Source organism: Weizmannia sp. FSL K6-0777 (assembly GCF_038593185.1).
Taxonomy (GTDB): Bacteria; Bacillota; Bacilli; order Bacillales; family Bacillaceae_C; genus Weizmannia; species Weizmannia faecalis.
Genome location: NZ_CP151971.1, coordinates 342,114 through 366,183, shown reverse-complemented (window position 1 = coordinate 366,183; position 24,070 = coordinate 342,114). Strand labels below are relative to the sequence as shown.

General features: G+C 47.3%; 24 protein-coding genes and 1 riboswitch. Of the genes, 4 read left to right on the top strand and 20 right to left on the bottom strand.

Going from position 1 to position 24,070, the window contains the following annotated elements; translation table 11 throughout:
- Positions 1–164: 164 nt before the first annotated feature.
- From NST70_RS01800 to NST70_RS01775, 6 genes are all read right to left on the bottom strand, one after another.
- Positions 165–503: a hypothetical protein gene (locus NST70_RS01800; RefSeq protein WP_342475578.1), complete on the bottom strand. Its 339-nt coding sequence runs from the start codon at positions 501–503 to the stop codon at positions 165–167.
- A 443-nt stretch (positions 504–946) separates the two neighbouring features.
- Positions 947–2,020, bottom strand: coding sequence for an ABC transporter substrate-binding protein (locus NST70_RS01795; RefSeq protein ID WP_035182645.1), 1,074 nt, complete (start codon positions 2,018–2,020; stop codon positions 947–949).
- Positions 2,017–2,826, bottom strand: coding sequence for an ABC transporter permease (locus NST70_RS01790; RefSeq protein WP_017550888.1), 810 nt, complete (start codon positions 2,824–2,826; stop codon positions 2,017–2,019). Before NST70_RS01790 ends, NST70_RS01795 begins: the two co-directional genes overlap by 4 nt.
- A 3-nt stretch (positions 2,827–2,829) precedes the next feature.
- Positions 2,830–3,621 (bottom strand): ABC transporter permease, encoded by a 792-nt coding sequence (locus tag NST70_RS01785; protein ID WP_035182646.1) that lies wholly within the window; start codon positions 3,619–3,621, stop codon positions 2,830–2,832.
- Positions 3,618–4,718: an ABC transporter ATP-binding protein gene (locus NST70_RS01780; protein ID WP_017550890.1), complete on the bottom strand. Its 1,101-nt coding sequence runs from the start codon at positions 4,716–4,718 to the stop codon at positions 3,618–3,620. The genes NST70_RS01785 and NST70_RS01780 overlap by 4 nt, the downstream gene beginning before the upstream one ends.
- 26 nt (positions 4,719–4,744) lie before the next feature.
- The gene (locus NST70_RS01775; RefSeq protein WP_026684611.1) at positions 4,745–5,287 is read right to left on the bottom strand and encodes an XRE family transcriptional regulator; all 543 of its coding nucleotides are present in this window, start codon (positions 5,285–5,287) and stop codon (positions 4,745–4,747) included.
- A gap of 457 nt (positions 5,288–5,744) precedes the next feature.
- A riboswitch (Lysine riboswitch) is annotated at positions 5,745–5,938 on the top strand.
- A 99-nt stretch (positions 5,939–6,037) separates the two neighbouring features.
- Between NST70_RS01775 and NST70_RS01770 the strand changes: the two genes are divergently transcribed.
- Both NST70_RS01770 and NST70_RS01765 read left to right on the top strand, forming a co-directional pair.
- On the top strand, positions 6,038–7,528 hold the full coding sequence (locus NST70_RS01770; protein WP_017550893.1) for an amino acid permease: 1,491 nt from the start codon (positions 6,038–6,040) through the stop codon (positions 7,526–7,528).
- A 348-nt stretch (positions 7,529–7,876) separates the two neighbouring features.
- Positions 7,877–9,370, top strand: coding sequence for a peptide MFS transporter (locus NST70_RS01765; RefSeq protein ID WP_104851112.1), 1,494 nt, complete (start codon positions 7,877–7,879; stop codon positions 9,368–9,370).
- Positions 9,371–9,458: 88 nt separating this feature from the next.
- Here the strand turns inward: NST70_RS01765 and NST70_RS01760 are convergent, their stop codons facing one another.
- The 4 genes from NST70_RS01760 to NST70_RS01745 all read right to left on the bottom strand — a co-directional run bounded on the left by NST70_RS01760 (position 9,459) and on the right by NST70_RS01745 (position 13,587).
- Positions 9,459–9,827, bottom strand: coding sequence for a hypothetical protein (locus NST70_RS01760; protein WP_041817942.1), 369 nt, complete (start codon positions 9,825–9,827; stop codon positions 9,459–9,461).
- 572 nt (positions 9,828–10,399) lie between these two features.
- On the bottom strand, positions 10,400–11,767 hold the full coding sequence (locus tag NST70_RS01755; protein ID WP_014096321.1) for an amino acid permease: 1,368 nt from the start codon (positions 11,765–11,767) through the stop codon (positions 10,400–10,402).
- Between the two features lie 231 nt (positions 11,768–11,998).
- Positions 11,999–12,565: a nitroreductase gene (locus NST70_RS01750; protein ID WP_179234154.1), complete on the bottom strand. Its 567-nt coding sequence runs from the start codon at positions 12,563–12,565 to the stop codon at positions 11,999–12,001.
- 89 nt (positions 12,566–12,654) lie between these two features.
- Positions 12,655–13,587 carry an aldo/keto reductase gene (locus NST70_RS01745; protein WP_035182649.1) on the bottom strand — a complete coding sequence of 311 codons (933 nt, stop codon included), beginning with the start codon at positions 13,585–13,587 and terminating at the stop codon, positions 12,655–12,657.
- A gap of 92 nt (positions 13,588–13,679) precedes the next feature.
- On the opposite strand from NST70_RS01745, the gene NST70_RS01740 reads away from it, so the two are divergent.
- Both NST70_RS01740 and NST70_RS01735 read left to right on the top strand, forming a co-directional pair.
- Positions 13,680–14,231: a spore coat protein gene (locus tag NST70_RS01740; protein WP_285957667.1), complete on the top strand. Its 552-nt coding sequence runs from the start codon at positions 13,680–13,682 to the stop codon at positions 14,229–14,231.
- A 388-nt stretch (positions 14,232–14,619) separates the two neighbouring features.
- Positions 14,620–14,754 carry a hypothetical protein gene (locus tag NST70_RS01735; RefSeq protein ID WP_258435242.1) on the top strand — a complete coding sequence of 45 codons (135 nt, stop codon included), beginning with the start codon at positions 14,620–14,622 and terminating at the stop codon, positions 14,752–14,754.
- A 369-nt stretch (positions 14,755–15,123) separates the two neighbouring features.
- On the opposite strand, the gene hxlB is transcribed toward NST70_RS01735, so the two are convergent.
- The 10 genes from hxlB to NST70_RS01685 all read right to left on the bottom strand — a co-directional run bounded on the left by hxlB (position 15,124) and on the right by NST70_RS01685 (position 23,995).
- On the bottom strand, positions 15,124–15,675 hold the full coding sequence (hxlB, locus tag NST70_RS01730) for a 6-phospho-3-hexuloisomerase (RefSeq protein ID WP_151697632.1): 552 nt from the start codon (positions 15,673–15,675) through the stop codon (positions 15,124–15,126).
- Positions 15,672–16,292, bottom strand: a complete 621-nt coding sequence (gene hxlA, locus NST70_RS01725; protein WP_342475567.1) for a 3-hexulose-6-phosphate synthase — start codon at positions 16,290–16,292, stop codon at positions 15,672–15,674. Before hxlA ends, hxlB begins: the two co-directional genes overlap by 4 nt.
- A complete protein-coding gene (locus tag NST70_RS01720) occupies positions 16,289–17,593 on the bottom strand; it encodes an MFS transporter (protein ID WP_342475565.1) in 1,305 nt (434 codons plus the stop codon). The genes hxlA and NST70_RS01720 overlap by 4 nt, the downstream gene beginning before the upstream one ends.
- 25 nt (positions 17,594–17,618) lie before the next feature.
- Positions 17,619–18,578 carry a sugar kinase gene (locus NST70_RS01715; protein WP_071452311.1) on the bottom strand — a complete coding sequence of 320 codons (960 nt, stop codon included), beginning with the start codon at positions 18,576–18,578 and terminating at the stop codon, positions 17,619–17,621.
- Positions 18,565–19,320: a TIM barrel protein gene (locus NST70_RS01710; protein WP_211062461.1), complete on the bottom strand. Its 756-nt coding sequence runs from the start codon at positions 19,318–19,320 to the stop codon at positions 18,565–18,567. Before NST70_RS01710 ends, NST70_RS01715 begins: the two co-directional genes overlap by 14 nt.
- A gap of 448 nt (positions 19,321–19,768) precedes the next feature.
- Positions 19,769–20,803, bottom strand: a complete 1,035-nt coding sequence (locus tag NST70_RS01705) for a LacI family DNA-binding transcriptional regulator (RefSeq protein WP_017550903.1) — start codon at positions 20,801–20,803, stop codon at positions 19,769–19,771.
- A 154-nt stretch (positions 20,804–20,957) separates the two neighbouring features.
- Positions 20,958–22,313, bottom strand: coding sequence for a PFL family protein (locus NST70_RS01700; RefSeq protein WP_017550904.1), 1,356 nt, complete (start codon positions 22,311–22,313; stop codon positions 20,958–20,960).
- A 15-nt stretch (positions 22,314–22,328) separates the two neighbouring features.
- Complete coding sequence (locus tag NST70_RS01695) at positions 22,329–22,598, bottom strand: ACT domain-containing protein (RefSeq protein WP_013858224.1); 270 nt, start codon at positions 22,596–22,598, stop codon at positions 22,329–22,331.
- A 258-nt stretch (positions 22,599–22,856) separates the two neighbouring features.
- Complete coding sequence (locus NST70_RS01690) at positions 22,857–23,141, bottom strand: hypothetical protein (RefSeq protein WP_035182657.1); 285 nt, start codon at positions 23,139–23,141, stop codon at positions 22,857–22,859.
- 206 nt (positions 23,142–23,347) lie between these two features.
- On the bottom strand, positions 23,348–23,995 hold the full coding sequence (locus tag NST70_RS01685) for a carboxymuconolactone decarboxylase family protein (RefSeq protein ID WP_017550905.1): 648 nt from the start codon (positions 23,993–23,995) through the stop codon (positions 23,348–23,350).
- Positions 23,996–24,070: the final 75 nt, after the last annotated feature.

Genomic DNA, 24,070 nt, shown 5'->3' with positions numbered 1-24,070 from the left:
GATGGGCTCTGGCTCATTTTCTATAAAAAAATGATAGAGACGGCAAGAGAAATGAAATCCCGCTGTTTTTCTGGAGGGGGCTGGCCAGCCCCCTCCAGAAAAACAGCCCCTATACTCCATATTCCCTCATATTCAGATAACCCTTTTTACACAATTATACGGACTTAACTAGGAATTTTATCGTATAATATGGAATAGATGCTTAATTGATTATCTTTTTCTTTAAGCATGATAGATACCCCCAGTTTGGTTTTGGTTTGTAGTATAACTTTATTATACCAAATACTGGGGGTATTTTTTTTCAATTTATTGTACATATAATTATTTTGAATTTTCAGATTGACTTTTTCAGTGGTCCCGAAGCCTCCAAAAGGACATTTCAATCGCTGCCCGGATTCCTTTTGTCCTTTTGAACTCTCAAAAAAGACATTTCGAACACTACCCAAGCCGCTTTTGGCCTTTTGAAGCCTCCAAAAGGACATTCCGAACACCAACCAGGCCACTTTTGTCCTTTTCAAACCTCCAAAAAGACATTTCGAACACTACCCAAGCCACTTTTGTCCTTTTGAACCCTCCAAAAGGACATTTCGATCGCTACCCGGATTCCTTTTGAGCCCTCCAAAAGGACATTTCGATCACTGCCCGGGTTCCTTTTGTCTTTTTGAGCTCTCCAAAAAGACATTTCGAACACTACCCAAGCCACTTTTGGCCTTTTGTAACCTCCAAAAAGACATTTCGAACACCAACCAAGCCGCTTTTGGCCTTTTCAAACCCCCAAAAGGACATTTCGAACACCAACCAAGCCGCTTTTGGCCTTTTCAAACCTCCAAAAAATATCTCAATCACCACCCGAGTGATGTCTGTGTCCGCTTCAAAAGACATTCCGCCGGTTATTTTCGCCCGTGATCAACTTGAAAGCCGCCCCGCGCATCCGGGACGGCTTTCGTTATTTGGTATGCATTTTAAATTCCAAAAATAGCTCATTATAGCGGGCGAGTTTTTTCTTGCCAAGGTTTTTATATACTTCCAGTTTCTTTGTGAGTGCAGCATCCGGATAAAAACGGCGGTCGCCGGAAATCGATTTTGGCAAAATCTTCAGAGCCGCTTTGTTCGGCGTTGAATAACCGACATACTCGGCGTTTTGCGCGGCGTTTTTCGGATCGAGCATAAAATTGATAAACTTCAGGGCGCCATCCACGTTTTTCGCTGTTTTCGGGATGACCATGTTGTCGAACCAGAGATTGGAGCCTTCGCTCGGCACAACATAGTTCAGCTTTTTATTCTCTGACATGATCTCAGCCGCATCCCCCGACCAGACAACCCCGAGCGAAGCTTCTTCATTGGCCAGTAGCATCTTGATTTCATCGCCGACGATCGCTTTCACATTCGGCATCAGCCGGTCAAGTTTTGCTTTTGCCTGCTGCAAATGTTTTTCATTCGTATCATTCAGCGAGTAATGCAGGCTGTTGAGCCCCATCCCCATCACTTCGCGGGCGCCGTCCACAAGCAGAATCTGATTTTTCAAATCGGGATCCCACAGGTCGTCCCAGCTTGTAATTTTTTTGCCACCGAGCATACTTGAATTATACACAATCCCGACCGTCCCCCAGAAATAAGGCACTGAGTATTGATTTTTCGGGTCAAACGGCAAATCCATAAAGCGCGAATCGATATATTTCAAGTTCGGCAGCTTCGAATGATCAAGCGGAATCAGCAAGTTCTCCTTTTTCATCTTTTCGATCATATACTCGGATGGAACCGCAACATCAAACGTTGTACCACCCTGGGAAATTTTGGTCATCATGGCTTCGTTCGAATCGAAAGTTTGATAAATGACTTTGATGCCGGTCTGCTTTTCAAATTTCTTAATCAAGGCGGGATCGATATAATCCCCCCAGTTGTAAATCGTGAGCGTATTTCCGCCTGCATAGCCTTCCGTTTGGTTCATGCGCCCAGCGAGAAATTGCAGGGCAAGGGCGACAACGATTATCGCAATAAAAACACGCAGCAGCTGTTTCATCTTTTAACCCCCATTCCGTTCGTACGGGCCTGGCGCTGGTTCACGAGGTAGTACCCGATCACAAGGATAATAGAGAAGAAGAAGAGCAGCGTTGACAGCGCGTTAATCGTGAGTGAAATCCCCTGGCGTGCCCGCGAATAAATTTCAACGGAAAGCGTCGAATAGCCGTTGCCGGTGACAAAAAAGGTGACGGCAAAATCATCGAGCGAATACGTGAGCGCCATGAAAAAACCGGCAAAAATACCGGGCGTAATATACGGGAGAATCACCTTCGACAACACATCCCACTGGCTTGCCCCAAGGTCGCGCGCCGCATCAATCAAAGTCGGGCTCATTTCCTGCAGTTTCGGCAGCACCATCAGCACAACAATCGGAATGCAAAAAGCGATGTGCGAAACGAGAACGGATGTAAACCCGAGCTTGATCCCTGCAATCGTAAATAAAATCAGGAACGATGCACCGATAATGACGTCAGGGCTTACGATCAGCACATTATTGAGCGAAAGCAGCGCATTTTTCGTTCTTCTTCTTTTCACAAACCGGATCGCGAGCGCCCCCATCACACCGATCACCGTTGAAATCGCGGATGCGAGTAGCGCAATCACAAGCGTGTTGATGACAATGATCATAAGGCGCGTGTCCTGGAACACTTCCTTGTACCATTCCCATGTAAAACCGCTAAATTCATGCATGTTCCCTGCTTTGTTGAACGAATAATACATTAAATAAAAGATCGGTGCGTAAAGGACGATAAACACAAATATCAGATATAAGTTTGACCATTTCCATCTTTTTTTCAACTTCATCCCTCACTTCCGGTTGCCAGTCACAATCATAATGACGACCATGGCAATGATCAAAAAGACGGCGATCGTAGACCCCATGCCCCAATCCTGTGTGACAAGGAAATGCTCCTCAATTGCCGTACCGAGCGTAATGACGCGGTTTCCCGCAATCAGGCGCGTAATCATAAAGAGTGACAGAGACGGAATAAAGACAGCCTGGCACCCTGATTTGACACCGTCCAGCGTGAGCGGAAACACAACGCGGCGGAACGTGGTCCATTTCGAGGCGCCAAGATCGCGCGCCGCATCCATAAAGACCGGGTTCAGTTCTTCAAGCGCGTTATAAATCGGCAAAATCATAAACGGGATAAAAATATAAGTAGACACAAACAAAAAGCTGAAGTCTGTAAATAAAATCTGCTTTTGCCCAATGCCCATCCATTCAAGAAACGAGTTGGCCGGGCCGAATGTGCCGAAAATCCCAAGAAACGCATACGCTTTTAACAACAAATTGATCCATGTCGGCAAAATGATTAATAAGAGCCAGAGCTGCTTATGCCGCGATCTTGTCAAAAGATAGGCCGTCGGATACGAAATCAAAAGCGTAAACGCCGTAATCAAAAACGCATACCAAAAAGAGCTCAGCGCCATTTTCAAATAAACAGGCGTAAAAAATTTTTCATAGTTGACAAGCGACAAATGCCCTTCAATATCAAAAAAAGAATAATAGAGAATGAGCAAAATCGGCGCGATTACAAAAAGAAGGATCCACAGCAAATACGGAACGAGATAAAAAGTGCGTGCATTTACTTTCATGGCCGGACCTCATCGTACGCTTCCAGGCGCCGGTCGAATTCCTCTTCTGTTTCGCCGAATCTCATCACGTGGATCGCTTCCGGTTCAAAATAAAGGCCGATCGTATCCCCGACTTTTGCTTTTTTTGTCGAGTGGACAAGCCATTCATTTCCCTCTTCATCGTAGCAACAAATTTCATAATGGACGCCGCGGAACAGCTGCGTATCCACCCGCACTTTCAAGTTCCCTTTTTCCGGTGTCGTGATTTCTAAATCTTCCGGGCGGATGACAATTTCAACCGGCTCGTTCGGATGAAAGCCGCGGTCAACGCATTCGAACGCACGGCCGTTAAATTCCACAACAAAATCCTTGATCATTTTTCCCGGAAGGATATTGGACTCGCCGATAAAGTCCGCGACAAAGCGGTTGATCGGTTCATCGTAAATATCGGTCGGCGTACCGCTCTGCTGGATTTTCCCGTTATTGATGACAAAAATTTCATCGCTCATCGCAAGCGCTTCTTCCTGGTCGTGCGTGACAAAAATAAACGTAATGCCAAGGCGGCGCTGCAGTTCACGCAGTTCATACTGCATCTCTGTCCTTAGCTTCAAATCAAGCGCGGAAAGCGGTTCGTCCAGCAAAATCACTTCCGGTTCATTGACAATCGCGCGCGCAATCGCAACACGCTGCCGCTGCCCGCCTGACATTTCGCTGATTTCCCGGTTTTCATAGCCTTCCAGATTCACAAACTTCAAGGCTTCTTTTACTTTTTGTTCAATCACAGCTGCCTTCATTTTTTTAATGCGCAGCCCAAATGCGACGTTTTCATACACATTTAAATGAGGAAATAGCGCATAATCCTGGAAAACGGTATTGACCTGGCGCCGGTTGGCTGGCACGTCATTCACGATTTTTCCATTGATGTAAATATTTCCTTTTGTCGGCGCAATAAATCCCGCAATCAGGCGCAAAATCGTTGTTTTTCCGCAACCCGACGGTCCGAGCAGAGTGTAAAATTTTCCGCGTTCTATTTCAAAACTGACGTCATCCAAAATAGCAGGGTCATCGTCGTATTGTTTTGTGACATGTTCAAAACGAATGATGATATCGCTGTTCATTGCTGTCCTCCTCTTCTATGTTCAGCTTACAGATACGATTCCGTGGCAACCAGTACAAGCCTGGACCGGCCTTCCGCGTCATTCAGGATCTGATGCTCATCGGATGCATGATAATAAATGGCTTCTCCGGCTTTCGCACGGTACAGGCGTTTGCCAAGCCGCACCGCAATCCGGCCTTCCAGTACATAGGCAAAGGTTTCCGATAAAGAAGGTTCAAACGTTTTAAACTCCCCTTTTTCCTCAAGCGTAAGCAGGATCGGTTCCATTTCCTTTTCATTCGATTCCGGGACGAGCCACTGGATTTTATAACCGCGCTCTTCATCGAGATAATCGGTCTGGTCTTCTTCCCCGTATACGACCTTTTGTTCACGCTCTTCTTCATCAAAAAATTCTTTCGGCGTGCAGCCGAGTACTTCCAATATATTAAAAAACGTGTCAATCGAAGGGGAGCTTAAATCCCGCTCAAGCTGGGAAATATAGCCTTTGCTTAAATCCGTACGCTCTCCAAGTTCCTCCTGGGTGAGTCCTTTTTTTAACCTTAAGTTTTTAATTTTTTTCCCGATCTCCATCATAAAACCTTCCATTTTGTTTAGCATTTGTAAACTCAAAGGCAAGGAAGTTTTGTTTTGTTAAACTTTAAGTTTACTTTCATATGTATTATACAAAAAAGCAGGCAGATGTAAAGGTTTTTTTGAAAAAAACACAAATCATGGCTGTCCCCCTGCTGTCTCGGCTCCCCTCCTTTCCAGCCGGTTTATGAAAACGAACAATCCCACTCGGGCGTTTTCTTACAGAGAGGCAGATGTTTGTAAAAATAAGCCCGCATATAAAATATGGCCGCGCTGTTGCCTGCTGCAAAAAGTCAATCATGCAAACTGGCGCCGGGCTTGACGTAAAAACTGAAATCCATTTTATATAACACCTATTTTTGCCACCCCGTTCTGCTGCCTTTTCTATTGATTTTCCCTAAAAACATAACTATAATAATATGTAAATCAAATTGAATAAAAAAATCCTCATCAAATCCGGTGAGGTAGAGGTCGCAGCTTTTATGAGTAAATCGGACGAGACACGGGTAAAGTTTAAGACTCCGGTTGAAAGGAAAAGCTGCCGAAATGTGGTGCCGGATCCCGCGGTGCCATGTTGGGGCTGTTTCCGAACAGGAACAGAACTGTCACATATGCGATTCCCCCTCGCATATGTGTTGAGCTATCTTCGGAAGGTTGATGGAGGGTATACGCTTTGATGCCGCGTCTCCACGACTGCGGCATTTTTGTTTATTCCCTGCTCCTTCCTATATAAAAAGGAGTGTATCAAGGATGGATGACTTCTATCATGGGCAAAGCACTACAGCTGGAGCGGTTCCCGTTACGAAAAAGGGTGAAGTGACAAAACTAAAGCGAAAATTAAAATCCCGCCACCTGACCATGATTTCCCTCGGCGGATCAATCGGAACCGGGCTTTTTCTGGCAAGCGGCGGGGCAATCCACAGCGCGGGGCCGGGCGGGGCGCTTCTCGCTTATGCCTTAATAGGCGTCATGGTGTACTTTTTAATGACAAGTCTTGCGGAAATGGCCGCCTACATGCCGGTTGCAGGCACCTTCAGCACGTACGCGACGAAATTTGTTGACCCGGCACTTGGATTTGCGCTTGGCTGGAACTATTGGTATAACTGGGCGATCACGATTGCGGCCGAATTATCGGCAGCAACCATTATCATGAAATTCTGGTTCCCGCATACGCCTTCGATCGTGTGGAGTGCGGCCTGCCTTCTCATCATGTTCTTATTAAATTATTTATCTGTAAAAGGGTTCGGGGAAGCAGAATACTGGTTTGCAATCATAAAAGTCGTGACCGTCATTGCCTTTATCATTGTCGGCGCACTGATGATTTTCGGGATTATGGGTGGAAAAGCAATCGGCTTCCATAACCTTACGATTGCAGACGGCCCGGTCCACGGCGGATTCCTGGCCGTACTCGGGATTTTTATGGCAGCCGGGTTTTCGTTCCAGGGAACAGAACTGCTCGGGGTTGCGGCCGGTGAAAGTGAAGATCCGGAAAAAACCATTCCGCATGCTGTGAAATCTGTTTTTTGGAGAATTTTGCTTTTCTATATTCTGGCGATTTTTGTCATCGGCCTGCTGATTCCGTTCACGGATTCGAGACTAACCGCCGACGACATTACGATGAGCCCGTTCACAATTGTATTTCAGCGTGCCGGCATTGCCTTTGCTGCTTCTGTCATGAATGCGATTATTTTAACGGCTGTTCTTTCTGCCGGCAACTCGGGTATGTACGCGTCAACGCGAATGCTCTGGGAACTGGCGCGTGACGGCAAAGCGCCGAAATTCCTCGGAAAACTGAATAAACGCGGGGTACCGGTGAATGCACTGATTGTCACTGCGCTTGTCGGAACGGTGGCTTTCCTTGCATCTTTCTTCGGTGACGGGGCAGTGTACAACTGGCTCCTGAACGCATCCGGCTTATCCGGCTTTATCGCCTGGCTCGGGATTGCCATCAGCCATTACCGGTTCCGCCGTGCATATGTGGCGCAAGGCAAAGCGTTGAGCGACCTGCCTTACCGTTCGAGATGGTTCCCATTCGGACCGCTATTTGCGTTTGCCGTTTGTACGGTCGTCATTCTCGGGCAAAACTACCAGGCATTTCTGGGAGACCATATTAAGTGGGAAAGCGTGTTTGTCTCGTATATCGGCCTGCCCATCTTTATTGCCGTATGGCTCATTTATAAATTTGTGAAAAAGACAAAAGTCGTTTCTTTACAGGAATGCGATTTTAACCGGGAATCCTAACGGAAAAACCTGTGGTGGCTGCCGCAGGTTTTTTCCTTTCATCAGAAACTTACTTTTAACATAAATTATATGAAATTTACCTTTATTTTAATTTATGAAAACGTTTCCTTTATCTAGGAAAAAATTCATTTTAAATATTTTCCTAGCTCAGAATCCTTTATTTCATGTGGATTCCAGCCTTTTTTAACAATGACGCACACAAATTTGCCAAAAAATTAATCTTTATTTTTTTCTCATTTTACGTTAATATTTAATCTATCGCATTCATTCCCCGAAAAAACCAGCACTTATTTTTCAGTTAATTTCACAAATTATGCCAATATGTGATTTTTACAAGGAGGCAATGGCATGTCAACAATCGACAAGAAAAAAGTTCTGGAAACTGTTCCACAGACCGGATTTTTTGGTCATCCAAAAGGGTTGTCGACTTTATTTTTCCTAGAGTTTTGGGAGAGATTCTCTTACTACGGGATGAAAGGGATTCTGATTTACTACATGTATGACCGCCTGTCAAACGGCGGGTTGGGATTGGACCCGACAACAGCCGCATCGATTGCTTCGATTTACGGCGCGCTTGTTTATATGTCGGGGATTATCGGCGGCTGGATTTCAGACCGTCTGCTCGGTTCCGCCAAAACCGTTTTTTACGGCGGAGTGCTGATTATGCTCGGGCATATTGCGTTGTCCTTTCCGGGAGGGTTCCCGGCGCTGATCGTTTCCATGGTACTGATTGTGCTTGGGACAGGCTTGTTAAAACCAAATGCCGCTGCAACCGTCGGGGAATTGTATGATGAAAAAGACTTGCGCCGCGATTCCGGTTTCAGCATTTACTACATGGCGGTTAACCTCGGGGCCTTCATTGCGCCGCTCATTGTCGGAACAATCGGTCAGGGGTACAATTACCATCTCGGCTTCAGTATTGCAGCGATCGGAATGTTTTTCGGTTTGATCGCATTCACCATGTCCAGGAAGAAAAATCTTGGGCTTGCCGGCTCTGTTGTGCACAACCCGTTGAAGCCGGAAGAAAGAAGATCGACTTTCACCAAAATCGGCGTAGGAGCTGTCGTCCTGATTATTTTGCTGGCGATTACCATTCCGACACGGATTTTAAATCTGAACAGCTTTATTACCATCGTCAGCATTTTAGGATTTTTGATTCCTGCCTGGTACTTCTTTATGATGTACTTTAGCAAAAAAACATCGAAAGACGAACGCTCACGCATTTTGGCTTATATTCCTTTATTTATTGCTTCCATCGTCTTCTGGGCGATTGAAGAACAAGGCGCGAGTTTGCTCGCCGTCTATGCGGACAAGCGGACACAGCTGAATTTTGCCGGCATTCATATTTTACCGTCCTGGTTTCAGACATTGAATCCGCTGTTTATCGTCGTCTTTGCGCCGGTTTTGGCTTCGCTTTGGGTGAAGCTGGGAGACAGGCAGCCGTCTACACCGGTTAAATTTTCGTTTGGGCTTATCCTTGCTGGTTTGTCCTATATGGTCATGATGGCCCCGGCTTACTTTAACGGCTCTTCGTCGCTCGTGAGCCCGCTCTGGCTTGTATTGAGCTACTTCCTTGTCGTGATCGGGGAACTTTGCTTGTCACCGGTTGGTTTGAGTGTATCGACAAAGCTGGCGCCAGCCGCATTCTCGGCGCAAATGCTCAGCCTCTGGAACTTGTCTGATGCTGCGGCCCAAACGTTGAACGCCCAGCTTGTCAAACTGTACAGCGCCAACCATGAAGTGATCTACTTCGGCGGCGTCGGCCTTGTTTCGGTCATTTTGGGCATATTCCTGCTCCTCTACGCACCGGTTATCAAACGGCTGATGAGAGGGATAAAATAATAGATGAAGTGATGAAAAACCGGGGCATTGGTCCCCGGTTTTTTTAATGGATTTGCTGGTATGTGCCGTGTAACAATTGGAGTGGATGCTAATCGATTGGGGTAAGCTTAACCGTTGCTTCTGTCTGGACGGTGTAGCCGTCATACACCATAAACGTATAGGAAGCTTCGCCATTTACGCCAAGAATCGTATTCACATCTGGTACACCTTCTCCGTCAAAAGTGACGAAGTTCGATCCTTCACCAACCGGCGTGGCTTTATACCTTCCTTCCGGGATGTCTTTGCCAACTTCATATCTGCCGGCTGCCAACGTCTTTGGTGCACTTTTCGCTTTCTGCACCTGTCCTGTCAATGAAGCAAGGTCCTTTTTCTTGGCATCCACTTTGCTTTGAGTGGATTTTAATTCTGATTTTGCATTTTTCAAGTCAGCTTGTGCAACATCGACCTGTTTGTTCAAAGTATCGAGTTGCGTTTTAAGATCATCTTGCTGGGATACAAGTTCCTCGGCTGCATCATAGTCATCTTCCCTTAACGTAGACGGGCCCTATGTAAAGAAAAGCCTTCATTTTTGCACGCTTTCTTAACATAAACGCCCTCTAGGTTAAGGAAGAGCCTCGTTTTTTCACGCTTCCTTAACATAGGCGCGCTCTAGGTTAAGGAAGGCCTTCGTTTTTCCGCGCTTCCTTAACGTAGACGCCCTCTAGGTTAAGGAAGAGCCTCGTTTTTTCACGCTTCCTTAACGTAGACGCCCTCTAGGTGAAGAAAGGCCTTCATTTTTCCACGCCTCCTTGCTTGCTGAACACGCAAAATTCCTAGATTTGGCAAGGATGCTGACAGTTTTGGCAAAAATTTAAATGGTTTTTTTAGAAAGTCCAGAGAAAAGCTTGCACTTGAAAGCTGATTCAAGGTATAGAGAAGACAGAATCGTATTTTCAAAGATGAAGTCTTCTATATTTTAAGACACAGGTTGTTGACCCTATATAAAAGAGAAAAACCCGTTTGGAAATCCTCTTTCCAAACGGGTTTTTGTTAAATGCTTTTCTTCTTTCGTGTCAGGCCGTAAGCGATGACAAGCAGGATGAACCATACCGGTGTCACAAATAAGGCAACACGCGTATCTTTTGCTATCCCGAGAACCACGAGGACAAAAACAAAGAACAAGAGTACAATCCAGTTGATGACCGGGGCAAACGGCAATTTAAAAGAGATTTTGGCCGCTTCTTCCGGCATATTCTTCCGGAAACGCAAGTGGGCAACCATAATGACGCCCCACACCCAGACAAAACAGATGGATGAAATGCTTGTGACAAGCGTAAAGACTTGTGTGCTCTTCATAAAATAATTCAGCATAACGCCGATTAACAGCATGATCGTTGAACCAAGCAAAGCAGGTGCCGGGACATTCCGCTTGTTTAACTTTTTAAATATTTTCGGCGCTTTTCCATCTTCTGCAAGAGAGTACAGCATGCGGCTTGTACTGAAAATGCCGCTGTTGCACGAGGAAGCCGCCGAAGTGAGCACCACAAAATTGATGATACCTGCTGCAGCCGGCAGACCGATATCGGCAAATACTCGGACAAACGGGCTCGCATCCGGATTCAGCCGGTTCCACGGGTAAATCGACATGATGACAAACAAAGCACCAACATAAAACAGTAAAATTCGCAGCGGAATCTGGTTGATCGCTTTTGGCAGCGTCTTTGATGGATCCTCTGCTTCCCCGGCTGTTACGCCGACCAGTTCAATCCCGACAAATGAAAAGACGGCCATTTCAAACGCCAGCAGAAACCCTTTTGAGCCATTCGGGAAAAAGCCGCCGTGCTGCCACAGGTTTGTAAAAGAGGCGTGCCCCCCATTGCTTTGAAAACCAGCGAACACGAGGAGAATGCCGATAACAATCAGGGCAATAATGGTGACAACTTTAATAATAGCAAACCAAAATTCCATTTCCCCGAATGCTTTGACTGTCGCAATATTGATGAGAAACAAAACAGCGACGCAAATCAAAGCAGGAATCCACTGTGGCAGATCGGGTACCCAAAATTGAACATACATACCGACTGCGGTAATTTCGGCAATACCGGTTACAATCCAGCAAAACCAATAGGTCCAGCCGGTAATAAAGCCTGCCCACGGTCCGATAAATGTTTCAGCAAAATGGGTAAACGATCCGGTAATCGGCTTGTACATCAGCAGTTCGCCGAGTGCCCGCATCATAAAGAAAAGGGCCAAGCCGATTACGAAGTATACGAGCATAATAGACGGGCCGGCAAAGTGAATCGATTTGCCGGAACCAAGGAAAAGCCCCGTTCCAATTGCGCCCCCGATCGCAATCAATTGAATATGGCGGTTTTTCAGCCCGCGACTCAGTTCTTGTCCATTCGGGCTTTGATCCATACCGATCAACTCCTTATCTATGTATAAATTTGATTATATCACAATCTTCTTATTTGCTGCCGGCAAAAAAACAAACCGTATGTGCAAACGCCTCTGCGGTCGTGTCAGGGTTTTGCAAGGCAGCCTTTATTGTGTGCGCTTTCAAAAACGTCGGGCTAAAACTTCCCATTTTTGAGAAAATTTAACATGCAGAAGCGAACCGGCCCGTGAAAAGAGCCGGCAAGCCTGGGTTTAAGCAAACCATTGCGTTTTTTCTTCTGCTGGTGTCCGTTGCGCTTTGATGTCCAATTCTCTTTTCGGATAGCCGACATAGATGAGCCCGGCAATTTTATCTGCCGGTTCGAGATTAAGATAGTTTTTCAATTCAGGTTCATGCGCGATGTCGCCAGTCCTCACGATTGTAGCCAAACCGAGCTCGGTTGCCGTAAGCAGCAGGTTTTGGATCGCACAACCGGTCGCAACGATTTCCTCAATTTCCGGAACAATGCCGGAGGGGCTGACAGCAACCGCGATCACCACCGGCGCCCGTAGCGGCCCTTTGCGCGCTTTTTCAATCTTTTTCGCCGCTTCTTCTTCACTCAGGCCTTCCGCTTTCCCGGCTGCAATCCTGGCCATTTCCTCCCCGAGTTTGGCGCGCCCTTCCCCTTTAAACACGCGGAATTTCCACGGTTCTGTTTTCTTATGGTTTGGCGCCCATGTGGCAGCTTCGAGCAACGTTCTAATGACATCATCGGGCACCTCTTTATTGTCTGTCACACCGATGGAACGGCGCGATTTGATCAGATCCATCACACCCATTTTCCCAACTCCTTTAGCCATACTAGTTTAAGTATAAGACAGGAAAATACGTCAATCAACAAAAAACATTTTTCCACCGTGGAAATACATTATTGAAAGATGGCGCTGATCTTTTGCACGTCTGCTTCCGTCAGGCTGACTTCCAATGTTTTCAGATTGTCAATCACCTGTTCCGGCCGTTTGGCACCCGGAATGACAGCATCAATGGAAGGCTGGGAGAGATACCAAGCAAGGACAACATGTGCGACATCCACGCCTTTTTCTTTCGCAATCGGGCGGAGTTTTTCAACCTTTTCCAAATTGCGGAGATAGGTTTCCCCTTGGTAAAGCGGATTTTTCGCACGGCCGCCTTCAAATTTGGTATCTTTTGTATATTTGCCGGCGAGCAGCCCGGATGCGAGCGGAAAATACGGGATAAACGAAATACCGTTTTCCGCTGTGTACGGAAGTAAGTCTTTTTCAGCCTCGCGTTTGAATAAATTGTACTCCGACTGCAGCACATCGACATATCCGTCTTTGTTTGCCTCTTTCAATTGTTCAATGGAAAAATTGGAAACACCGATTGCACGGATTTTCCCTTCATCTTTCAGTTCTTTTAAGGCGCCGACTGCTTCGTCTTTCGGAGTATGGTCATCCGGGAAATGGATATAAAACAAATCAATATAATCGGTTTGCAGGCGTTTCAGGCTGCTTTCGACCGCTTCTTTTAAAAATGCAGGGGAGTTGTCGAACACCACTTTTCCATCGACAAATTTATGTGCACCTTTTGTGGCAAGCACGACCTTGTCACGGCCGCCGTGTTCTTTTAGCACCTCGCCGATCAACTCTTCCGAACGTTTTGGCCCGTAAATAAACGCAGTATCAAGAAAATTGATGCCGTGATCAATTGCCGTGCGCACAACTTCTTTTCCGGTTTCATCGTTGAGATTCGGGTGAATATTATGTCCGCCGACCGCGTTTGTGCCGAGGCCGACCGGGTTGACATACAAATCCGATTTGCCGAGTCTTCTTTGTTTTTCCATCTTACCTCCGCCTTTCTCTTCAGATTTCAATTTTTATCATAGCAAATCGAAAAGAAATGTAAAAATATTTCGGTTTCCGGCCAAACAGGCACATGTGCGGGCTGTTTGCATACAAATGGGAACGTGTGAAAGAAAAAGGAGGGGTTATTGTGGCAAGAACGTTAGCTTGGCATGAAACATTGGAAATTCATGAGCTGGTTGCATCCCAGACAATTTGTTTGATCCGGTTTAAATCCGTCGTGAGAAATGTGTCCGATGCGGGGCTTCGGGAACTGTATACGTTTTCGATCCGGGCACTTGAAAAAAATATTCGCGACCTTCTGCAGTTTTATCCGCAGGCGCCGCGGGAAGAGGAAATAGAAGAAAACGAGGAGCGGCAAACCAATCCCGGTTTTCAGGCCGGTGAACTGCTGACCGCTTCCAAAACGGCTGTACGAAATTATGCGACTGCCATTACAGAAACAGCCACGCCGGCATTGCGCACCGTGCTTGTCCGCCATTTGAACAGCGCGATCGACTGGCATGCGCGCGTATTCAACTATATGCATGAACATGGTATGTACCAGGCCTACAACTTAAGCCAATTGCTGAACAACGATGTCCGGAACGCCAACCGGGCGCTGCAAATGCGGGAAGAAGAGTGAAGAATCCGGCGCCCGTGCTGCATTAAATGCGGCACTAGCGAGTGAACCGGCACACATGCTGCAATAAATGCAGCACCAGTGCAGGAACAGAAATCAGCCGGTACCTATTTTCAGGGTAGATGCCAACGCCGCAAAGAATCTGGTACCAGCGAAAGAATGAAAATCCCGTCGCAAATTTTCAGGGTAGACAGCCATGCATGAATACGGCATCAGCCGAACAAGGAAAGTCATTTAGCGAAATAGGCACCATGCCGCAATAAATGCAGCACCAGTGCAAAGGAACAGAAATCAGCCGGTACCTATTTTCAGGGCAGACGCCAATGCCGCAAAGAATCTGGTACCAGCGGAAGAATGAAAATCCAGTTGCAAATTTTCGGGATAGACAGCCATGCTTGAATATGACACCAGCCGTAGAATGAAAGTCATCCAACAAGATAGGCTCCATGCCGCAATGAATGCAGCACCAGCGCAGGAACAGAAATCAGCCAGTGCCTATTTTCAGGGAGAAAGCCATACCCATTGAATGCAGTGCCAGCAAGTCACCCACCGACATAGGCGCCCATGCTGCAATAAATGCGTACCAGCGGTGGAACGACCCGTATTTTCAGGGTAATCGCCCGGCGGCAAAATAAATAGCGCCCGCAGAAGGATGAAAATCAGCCGGTGTAATGTTCCGGATAAAAGAATGGAAAACCGCGGATCGATTGTTCATCCGCGGTATATCCTTTAAAAGGTACAGCGAGCAGTCCGCAACCGGAATGAACCGGATCCGGCCCCACTATATCCAACGGTGAGACAAGCCATACCCGCTGTTTTTTTCTGTGTTCCATTACCATTTTGTCTTATTCAGAAACCGAATAGTCAATCGCGGCCCATTGATTTTTGCCAATCCTTATTCCAGATTGCTGTGCCGGCTCAACGCCGCTTCATCCCCCGATTTCTGCTGTCCGGCAATTTTCAGGCAAACCGCGTCAAAAAACAGATGGACGGACTGGTCGAACAATGAGCTGAGCGGCTGCCTGCTTTCAATTTCTCCCGGCCTCCGGTATTTCGTGGCAGACGGAATATGGACCACGCTATCCGAAGTTTCCGCAAGCCTCGAAGACGGATCAGAAGTCACGCCCACAACAGATACCCCATTCTTTTTCGCTTTTTCCGCCGCTTGCACCACATTGGAAGTCGTGCCGGAACCAGAGACGGCAATCAATAAATCTCCCGGCTGAATGGAAGGGGTGATCGTCTCGCCGACGACAAACACATGGAAACCAAGATGCATGAGCCGCATCGCAAAAGACTTGGCCATCAGCCCTGAACGCCCCTCGCCCAATACGAAAATGCTTTTCGGAGAGGCAAGCATATCCGCAAGCTTTTCCACTTGTTCCCCGTCTATTTTTGAAAATACCGTTTGAATTTCATTTAAAATGACTTCTATTTCCCGATTCATTTCAATGCCTCCCAAGTTTCTTTTATCTTTCTTGCCGCAAGCAAAGGGTCACTTGCCTTGCTGATTGCCGAACCAACAATGAGCACATCCGGCTGAAGGGCGCGGACAGCAGCCAAATTTTCCAGTGAAATGCCCCCGGCCACCGCAAGCTGCTGGCTGCGCGATGCTGCACGGCGCCCCCAGGTTCCGCCTCCGCCTTCTTCCTGCTGGTCCTTGCTGATATGCTGGCAGACGATGGTGTTTTCCAAACGGGCAATCTCCGCCTGTTGATGCGCCTGCGTATTCAAAAGGTCAACCATCACTTGCCTGCCAAACTGCCCGGCCGTATCCATACATGTACGGAGCGTGACAGGGGGAGCCGCCCCCATCACAGTCGCAATGTCGGCTCCCGCCCGAAAACAAAGTTCAAATTCGTACTTTGCATTGTCGAACGTCTTGATATCGGCGACCACCGTTTTGTCCGGAAACCGGTTTTTTATGTCATAAATGCTTTTGACGCCGAATTCTTTAATTAACGATGTGCCGACTTCAATCCATTCTATCGCTTTTTCCGCTTTTGCTGCAATTTCGATCGCTTCCTGGATCGTGAAACGGTCTAATGCCAGTTGAATCTTCATTTTAAAACCGCCTTTGCTTCAAGATTTTCCGGCGCCAGAGGAGACGCCTGCTTTTTTGTGCGGACCGTCAAGGTTAACAGAACCGAGACAAGGAGCGAAACCGCCATAAAGATAAAAGATGCCTGCGTGCTGCCCGTTGCCCCGTTTAAAAACCCGACAATGTATGCGCCAACAAAAGAGCCTAAAGCACCCATGCTATTGATAAAGGCATTGGCACTTCCGGATACATTTTTCGGCAAAATTTCCGGCATAATTGCGAAAAACGGCCCGTATGGCGCATACATGGCGCCTCCCGCAATGACAAGCAGCGCGTAAGAGAACCAGAAATTGGATGAACCGATCAAATAAGAACCGTAGAAAGCAATGGTGCCAATCAAAAGCGATACCCAGACAAATGTTTTGCGGTTTAACGTTTTATCGGAAAAATAGGAAACAGCGATCATGCCGATTGTCGCCAATAAGTAAGGAGCGGCAGACAACCAGCCCGTTGCTACAATATCCATATGGGAGGCCGCTTTTATCATCGACGGCAGCCACATGACAAATCCGTAAACCCCAATGCTCCATGCAAAATACTGGATCGCGAGAATAAGCACCGTCTTGTTGCGGAACATTTCTTTATATCCCGCTATCGCAATCATCCCTTTTTGTTCTTCTTTCATCTCAAATGCAATGTTTTTCTTTTCCTCATCTGTCAGCCACTTTGCTTCTTCCGGCTTATTTTCAACCAGCTTCCACCAGAAAAATGCCCAAATGACGGCCGGAATCCCTTCCACAATAAACATTCCCCTCCAGTCAAGCGCCTTTATCAAATAACCGGAAACTATGGACATCCATAAAACGGTGACAGGATTGCCCAAAATTAAGAAGGTGTTGGCACGGGAACGCTCTTCCTTTAAAAACCAGTTGCTCAAAAAGACGAGCATTGCCGGCATAACGGCAGATTCTACAACACCAAGGAAGAACCGGATCGGGTACAGCCATGCAACGTTATGGACCAGACCGGTTGCAGATGCAAGCAGGCCCCAGAGAATCAGGCTGACAAATACGAGCTTCTTGGCACTTCTTTTTTCTGCATACGCCGCGCCCGGAACTTGGAAGAAGAAGTAACCGAGAAAAAATAATGCTGATAAAAAGGAGGCAACACCTGTTGTGATATTTAAATCCTGTGCCATTCCGCCCGCTGCGCCAAAGCTGTAATTTGCCCGGTCAAAATAGGCAAGGCTGTAGGTAATGAAAGCGATTGGAACCAGATGCAAAAATCTCTTCTTGCTTGCGACATTTCTCAACGACTTTTCCATTCCAAAACACTCCTTTGTTGTGGGTTTAACCGTTTTTCACTGAATGCCCGTTCATAAATGCCAACAGTTCTTCCCGGGTCGGAAGCCCGTTTTTATCCCCGGAAGACATGGTTTGTAAAGCGCCGATTGCATTCCCTCTTTCCGCTGCTTCAAATGGAGTTAAACCGTCGAACAGGCCGCTTAATACACCGGCTGCAAATCCGTCTCCAGCACCAACCGTATCCACCACTTTGGTAACCGGGAAGCCTGGAACGGTATGCGCTTTCTTTTTCGTTGCCACATAGGCGCCTTTTGCCCCGAGTTTGACAAACACCATTTTGGCACCGCGTTCGAGATAATCGTTCGCGATATCTTCAGGTGCTTGATAGCCGGTCAAAATTTTTCCTTCTTTGATGCCGGGAAAAACAATATCGGCCTGGCAGGCGTATCTTTGAATCGTATCCGCCATCGTTTTTTCGTCTTTCCACATGGAAGGGCGCAAATTCGGATCAAATGAAACGGTACTGCCTTCTTTTTTGGCTTTTTGTATGAAAGCTTCGCTCAGTTCCCGTACAGACGGGGAAAGGGCGAGCGGGATGCCCGTTAAGTGATAATGTTTGGCAAGCATTTCCCCGAGTTCAGGGAAATCTTTGATCCCCATCAGGCTTGCAGCGGAGTTTTTACGGTAGTAATAAACACCCGGATCGCCTTCCGATACTTTTTCTTTCAATTGAAATCCCGTCAAGTTTTCTTCGTCTCTTTTAATCAAGGAAGTATCCACTTTTTCACGCTGCAGTTCCTGGATGATATAATCGCCAAGCGGGTCTGTTCCGACTTTGCTCAGCCACAGCACTCGGTACCCGAGGCGCGAAAGCCCAATTGCCACATTTGTTTCCGCCCCTGCCAGTTCTTTTGTAAAATGCCGGACCGAGGCGAGCTGCCCGGGTTCTTCCGCAATAAACATACCCATCGCTTCTCCGAATGTCAGCACATCATACACTTTCATTTACGAACACCTCTTCTTTCAGCAGTTCGATATAATCTTTCAAATCACTTATAATCGGAAATTCCAGCGCAATCGCGGCATCTTTCAGCAACAGACGCAGCAACCGTTTCCATTTTTGCCTGCCGTTTTGGCCAATTGGGATCGTTGCATAACCGGATGCCGTTTCCACCACTTCTTTCACGTGAATGTATACCACCTCGTTTTTTAAAGCGGCAGCGGCCTCTTCAGCATCTTCCCCTGTATAAGCCCAGTTGCCGATATCACAGGTAAAACGGATCGGAATAGCCTTGCTGCGGCATGCTGCAAAAAATGGCGCGAGCCGCTCTGTTTTTCCCCCGAGGGCGGTTTGATCATTCTCAATGGTCACCAGAATGCCGGCATCTGAAAAGCGGGCGGCAGCCTTGGCAAGCGCATCCATATCGGATAGGCCCTCCCGGTAGTTGCCCAATGAAAATTTGATGAGTTTTGCCCCGAGCTCCACAGCCTCCTGCCTATAAGGCGCCATATCGATAACTTGGTGATCCTCTCCAAATAAAGAAACCGGGCAGGAATAGTAAGGGATCAGCCCCGCCTTATCGAGCATGCCTTTCACCGCGGGTAAAAGAGAAGCCGGGTCTTCAAGCAGCTCCCGCCGGATTTCCACCCCGTCACATCCGGCCTTGCGGATGGCGGCGAATAACACCGGGTAAGATAAAATGGCAGTATCCTGAAATGCATTCATGGTGACAAATAAATGGGCCATTGGTGTTTCCTCTTTTCTTGTGTGTTGGAACCGGATTTCTTGGGACCGGTACCATTTTTCGATGCCGGACCTGTATTTTATAAAATAAACAAAATATCGCAGCTCTGTTGCCTGCTGTAAAAAATAGTCATCGTGCAAATTGGTGCTTGGGAACTTAAGTACAACTTATATAGTTTGCAAAATTTCCATGAGCAGTGCGATGTTGGGATATTTTTTGGACTTTCCCGTTTACTCTATCTATCGTTTTTCCTGTTTTTGATGTTTCCGGAAGCTCTTTTTCTTTTTAGATGGGACCGGTACCATTAAAGGGGAAAGCTGCCACTTTTGTCTTGGCCAATCCCATGTTGACAGCTTTTCAATCCTGCGAGCTGATCCTTTGATGCAGGATTTCAGCCTGTATCGTCGCCTCTTTCGGTGAAACCGATCTCATTTTTCCTTAGGGGGGAAGTTATCTCCCCGGGGCAGATTCCCTTTCAATCAAACGCGTCTGGTAAGAGATCGTCTGGACCGGCGATTCGTTGTCCGCCAGCCGTTTTAAAATGAGTTCCATTACTGTTTTACCAATTTGATAAGTCGGCTGTTCAATGGTGGTAATGCCTGAAAATACGGCAGCTGCCCACTCCGGATTGTCAAAGCTCAGAAAACCGGTATCGTCAGGAATTTTATAGCCCTGTTCTTTCAGTTTGATAATGATTTTTAACGCGATGACACTGTTTCCGGCAATGATGGCCCTTGGTTCTTTGCTGGTGCGGGACAAAAACGTATTGAGCTTTTTCTCCAATTGGCTTTCGTCATTGAGATCCACTTCAAACAAATCTTCCAGGCTCGGGTGACTGGGATTAACAAGCCGTAAAGCCTCCTGAAATCCTGTATACCGTTCGTGCCGCGGGCTGAAATGTGCAACCGGCTCTGTAAAATAGCCGATTCTTTTATAATTTTTCTTTATCAGATAGGACACGGCCTGCATCACGGCCCCGCGGTTATCAATTTCAACGGTATCAAACGGCAGCTCAGGAATTTTACGGTCAACCAGGACAATCGGAGTTTTGCCGTTTTCCGACAAGGTTTCCAAAAAGTCGCTGTTTCCTCCTGTTGTTTGAATCAGCAGCCCGTCAATCTTGTGGGACTGCAGCATAGAAATATACTCGCGTTCTTTTGCCGGCTGGTTATCAGAGTTGCAAATCAGCAAACTGTAGCCATGCTGCTTGCAGACATCCTCAGCTCCCCTTAAAATCGCCGTTGTATACGGGTTGGTAATATCCGCAACCAGCGCGCCAATCAAGTAGCTGCGGCTGCTTTTCAGCCCTCTCGCCAAATTATTCGGGCGGTATTGGAGTTCATCGATCACCTGTTTGATTTTTTGCTGGGTTTTCGGTGACAATTCATGAAACCGGCCGCCTAAATATCTCGAAACGGTCGATTTCGACACGCCAGCTTTTTTTGCCACATCGTAAATCGTGACTTTCGCTTCTTTTCCCCTCATGTTGTTTACCATCCATCTTTAAAATGAAACCGGTACCATTTGATTTCATTATAACAAAGTGAGAGGAGCTGTCAATCAAAAATGAACGGAAATTTTTTCCGACTCCTCCCGGTTTTGTGCCGCCGCATATGAAAAAGAGCTCTTTTTCAAGAGCTCAGTTTTTAAATGAGTGAATCGGGGCCGGGATTCTGCCGCCGCGGGCAATGAAGTCCGCTGATGAAAAGGAATGGACGCCCATCACCGGCGCATGTCCGAGCAGGCCGCCAAATTCGATCGTATCGCCAACCTTTGTGCCCGGTGCCGGAATGATGCGGACCGCTGTCGTTTTATTGTTAATGACGCCAATTGCAGCTTCGTCCGCGATCATTGCTGAAATCGTTTCTGCCGGAACATCGCCCGGAATTGCAATCATGTCAAGGCCGACGGAGCAGATCGCGGTCATCGCCTCCAGTTTTTCGAGATTCAAGGACCCGCGGTTGACCGCATCAATCATGCCGGCGTCTTCAGAAACCGGGATGAATGCGCCGCTTAAGCCGCCAACATGGCCGCATGCCATAACACCGCCTTTTTTCACGGCATCATTCAGCAAAGCGAGCGCCGCCGTTGTTCCGTGCGTACCGACAGACGCAAGGCCCATTTCTTCCAAAATATGGGCTACAGAGTCGCCAACAGCCGGTGTCGGGGCAAGCGACAAGTCGACAATCCCGAACGGAACACCGAGCCGTTTGGATGCTTCCATGCCGACAAGCTGGCCCATCCGCGTAATTTTAAATGCGGTTTTCTTGACCGTTTCCGCAACGACATCAAACGGTTCGCCTTTCACTTTTTCAAGGGCGCGTTTCACCACACCCGGACCGCTGACGCCGACATTGATGACGACATCCGCTTCACCAACCCCGTGGAACGCGCCGGCCATAAACGGATTGTCTTCCACCGCATTCGCGAACACAACGAGTTTTGCACAGCCGAGCCCTTGCGTATCGGCAGTCAGCTCGGCCGTCTTTTTGATGATGACACCCATATCACGGACCGCGTTCATGTTAATACCGGAGCGAGTCGAGCCGACATTGACCGAGGCACAGACCCGTTCGGTTTCAGCCAGTGCCCTTGGAATCGAATCTATCAATATTTTATCGCCTTTGTGGCAGCCTTTTTGCACCAGCGCCGAAAAGCCGCCAATAAAGTGAACGCCGACTTTTTTCGCAGCCGCATCAAGGGTCTTGGCAAAAGCAATGTAATCTTTTTCGTCCGTTGCCCCGGCGATGAGGGAAATCGGCGTGACCGAGATGCGTTTGTTAATGATCGGGATACCGTATTCCGATTCAATCTCTTCCCCGGTTTGGACAAGGTTTTCTGCCAATCGCGTTATTTTATCATAAATCTTCCGTCGCGCCTTTTCCCCGTCCGCGTCAATGCAGTCGAGGAGCGAAATGCCCATTGTGATGGTGCGGATATCGAGTTTTTCTTCTTCAATCATCCGGATGGTTTCAAGTATTTGTTTCGTCTCCATGATTGTCCCCCGTTTTTACAAGCTGTGCATCGATTGGAAAATTTCTTCGCGCTGAATTTTGATTTGGACTTGCAGTGCTTCGCCTTTTTTCGCAAGGGCTTGTTTGATTTCATCAAAATTCGCTTCAGCATTCGACAAATCGAGCATCATCATCATCGTGAAATAACCGCTCATGATGGTCTGGCTGACATCGAGAATATTAATCTTTAATTCTGCCAGCTGTGTGCTGACACCGGCAATAATGCCAACCTGATCTTTGCCGATTACTGTCAAAATTGCTCTCATTTTGTCCACTCCTGTTTTGTAAAAAAATTCATATCCTTACTATCACAAATTTTTCCGGTCTTGTCTATGTATATTTTTGGAATTTTTCATTAAAAAATAGGGCAGCAAGATTGAAACTCCCCTGCTGCCCTTTTCGCCGGAAACGGATTTTCGCAAACTTTCAGTATCATATAGAGAACAAGCACACCGGCAACGAGACCGGCACCCGCAAGCCGGTTTTTCGTTGCATAATTCTAATCTGAGTGGAGACGCCGTCTGCTAAAAATCATATGTTAAAAGCTGTTCTTCCGCCACCCGGGTCAGCTTTCTGCTGTCAATCATATTCGTGATATGCGGTGTAGGCACTGCCTGCTTAAAGCATGTCAACAACGATCCTGCGCTCAAACTATTCTTTTTTTGCGCCGCCCGGGTAAAGCTTTCGTAGCTGTCAATCATATTCGCGATATGCGTGTAGGCGCCGCCTGCCGTAAGCATGTCAACAACGATCCTGTGCTCAAGCTGTTCTTTCTTTATACCGCCCGGCTCAGCTTTCGTAGCTGTCAATCATATTCGCGATATGCGTGTAGGCGCCGCTTGCCGTAAGCATGTCAACAACGATCCTGCGCTCAAACTGTTTTTTCTTTGCACTGCCCAGGCTTAGCTTTCGTAGCTGTCAATCATATTCGCGATATGCGTGTAGGCGCCGCTTGCCGTAAGCATGTCAACAACGATCCTGCGCTCAAACTGTTTTTTCTTTGCACTGCCCAGGCTTAGCTTTCGTAGCTGTCAATCATATTCGCGATATGCGTGTAGGCGCCGCCTGCTGCAAGCGCGCCCGCAACAAGGATGGCTTCCGCAAGTTGTTCTTCCGTTGCGCCCGCTTTTTGCGCCTGTTTGGAATGAAAATCAATGCAATACGGGCACTCGGTAATATGGGCGACCGCAACAGCAGCCAGTTCTTTGACAAGTGCAGGCAGTTTGCCGGCTTTCATAGCAGCAGCACCGAACGCATTGTAGGCCGCGAAACCGTCTTTGGCAAGATGGTTCATGTTGGCAAGTTTTTTCATATTGGATTTTTTGTAAATCGTATCACTGGCATCTTCAATCAGGGCAAGCTGCATATGGACACTGTGGGCCACCGCGCCGCCTGCTTCCAGTGCCGCTGCCACAAACGCCGCTTCTGTAAGTTCTTCGAGACTGACACCCGCTGCTTTTGCTTTTTTCGTATGAATGTCGAGGCAATACGGGCATTTTGTCGCATGGGCCACGGCGACGGCGATGATTTCTTTGTCCCGGGCAGAAACGGCACCGTCTTTAAACACTTCGGCATTGAGGCGGTCAAAAGCAGCCGCCTGTTCCGGCGCAAGGTCTTTTAATTTCGATAGATGTTGCAGCATATCTTTTTCATAATACGACATAAAGGACACTCCTCCCAATTGGAATACTTGTTTTTCATTATAGCCCTTCCATCTGAAAATGAATATTCATCTGCT

Excerpts from the sequence above, each read along its gene's own strand:
- NST70_RS01765 (WP_104851112.1), top strand. The coding sequence starts at position 7,877 with ATGTCAACAATCGACAAGAAAAAAGTTCTGGAAACTGTTCCACAGACC.
- NST70_RS01700 (WP_017550904.1), bottom strand. The coding sequence starts at position 22,313 with ATGGAGACGAAACAAATACTTGAAACCATCCGGATGATTGAAGAAGAA.
- NST70_RS01715 (WP_071452311.1), bottom strand. The coding sequence starts at position 18,578 with ATGAAAGTGTATGATGTGCTGACATTCGGAGAAGCGATGGGTATGTTT.
- NST70_RS01745 (WP_035182649.1), bottom strand. The coding sequence starts at position 13,587 with ATGGAAAAACAAAGAAGACTCGGCAAATCGGATTTGTATGTCAACCCG.
- NST70_RS01780 (WP_017550890.1), bottom strand. The coding sequence starts at position 4,718 with ATGAACAGCGATATCATCATTCGTTTTGAACATGTCACAAAACAATAC.
- NST70_RS01720 (WP_342475565.1), bottom strand. The coding sequence starts at position 17,593 with ATGGAAAAGTCGTTGAGAAATGTCGCAAGCAAGAAGAGATTTTTGCAT.
- NST70_RS01775 (WP_026684611.1), bottom strand. The coding sequence starts at position 5,287 with ATGGAGATCGGGAAAAAAATTAAAAACTTAAGGTTAAAAAAAGGACTC.
- hxlA (WP_342475567.1), bottom strand. The coding sequence starts at position 16,292 with ATGAAGATTCAACTGGCATTAGACCGTTTCACGATCCAGGAAGCGATC.
- NST70_RS01740 (WP_285957667.1), top strand. The coding sequence starts at position 13,680 with ATGTGCGGGCTGTTTGCATACAAATGGGAACGTGTGAAAGAAAAAGGA.
- NST70_RS01685 (WP_017550905.1), bottom strand. The coding sequence starts at position 23,995 with ATGTCGTATTATGAAAAAGATATGCTGCAACATCTATCGAAATTAAAA.
- NST70_RS01785 (WP_035182646.1), bottom strand. The coding sequence starts at position 3,621 with ATGAAAGTAAATGCACGCACTTTTTATCTCGTTCCGTATTTGCTGTGG.
- NST70_RS01735 (WP_258435242.1), top strand. The coding sequence starts at position 14,620 with ATGCTTGAATATGACACCAGCCGTAGAATGAAAGTCATCCAACAAGAT.
- NST70_RS01770 (WP_017550893.1), top strand. The coding sequence starts at position 6,038 with ATGGATGACTTCTATCATGGGCAAAGCACTACAGCTGGAGCGGTTCCC.
- NST70_RS01790 (WP_017550888.1), bottom strand. The coding sequence starts at position 2,826 with ATGAAGTTGAAAAAAAGATGGAAATGGTCAAACTTATATCTGATATTT.
- NST70_RS01705 (WP_017550903.1), bottom strand. The coding sequence starts at position 20,803 with ATGAGGGGAAAAGAAGCGAAAGTCACGATTTACGATGTGGCAAAAAAA.
- NST70_RS01710 (WP_211062461.1), bottom strand. The coding sequence starts at position 19,320 with ATGGCCCATTTATTTGTCACCATGAATGCATTTCAGGATACTGCCATT.
- hxlB (WP_151697632.1), bottom strand. The coding sequence starts at position 15,675 with ATGAATCGGGAAATAGAAGTCATTTTAAATGAAATTCAAACGGTATTT.
- NST70_RS01755 (WP_014096321.1), bottom strand. The coding sequence starts at position 11,767 with ATGGATCAAAGCCCGAATGGACAAGAACTGAGTCGCGGGCTGAAAAAC.
- NST70_RS01750 (WP_179234154.1), bottom strand. The coding sequence starts at position 12,565 with ATGGGTGTGATGGATCTGATCAAATCGCGCCGTTCCATCGGTGTGACA.
- NST70_RS01795 (WP_035182645.1), bottom strand. The coding sequence starts at position 2,020 with ATGAAACAGCTGCTGCGTGTTTTTATTGCGATAATCGTTGTCGCCCTT.
- NST70_RS01695 (WP_013858224.1), bottom strand. The coding sequence starts at position 22,598 with ATGAGAGCAATTTTGACAGTAATCGGCAAAGATCAGGTTGGCATTATT.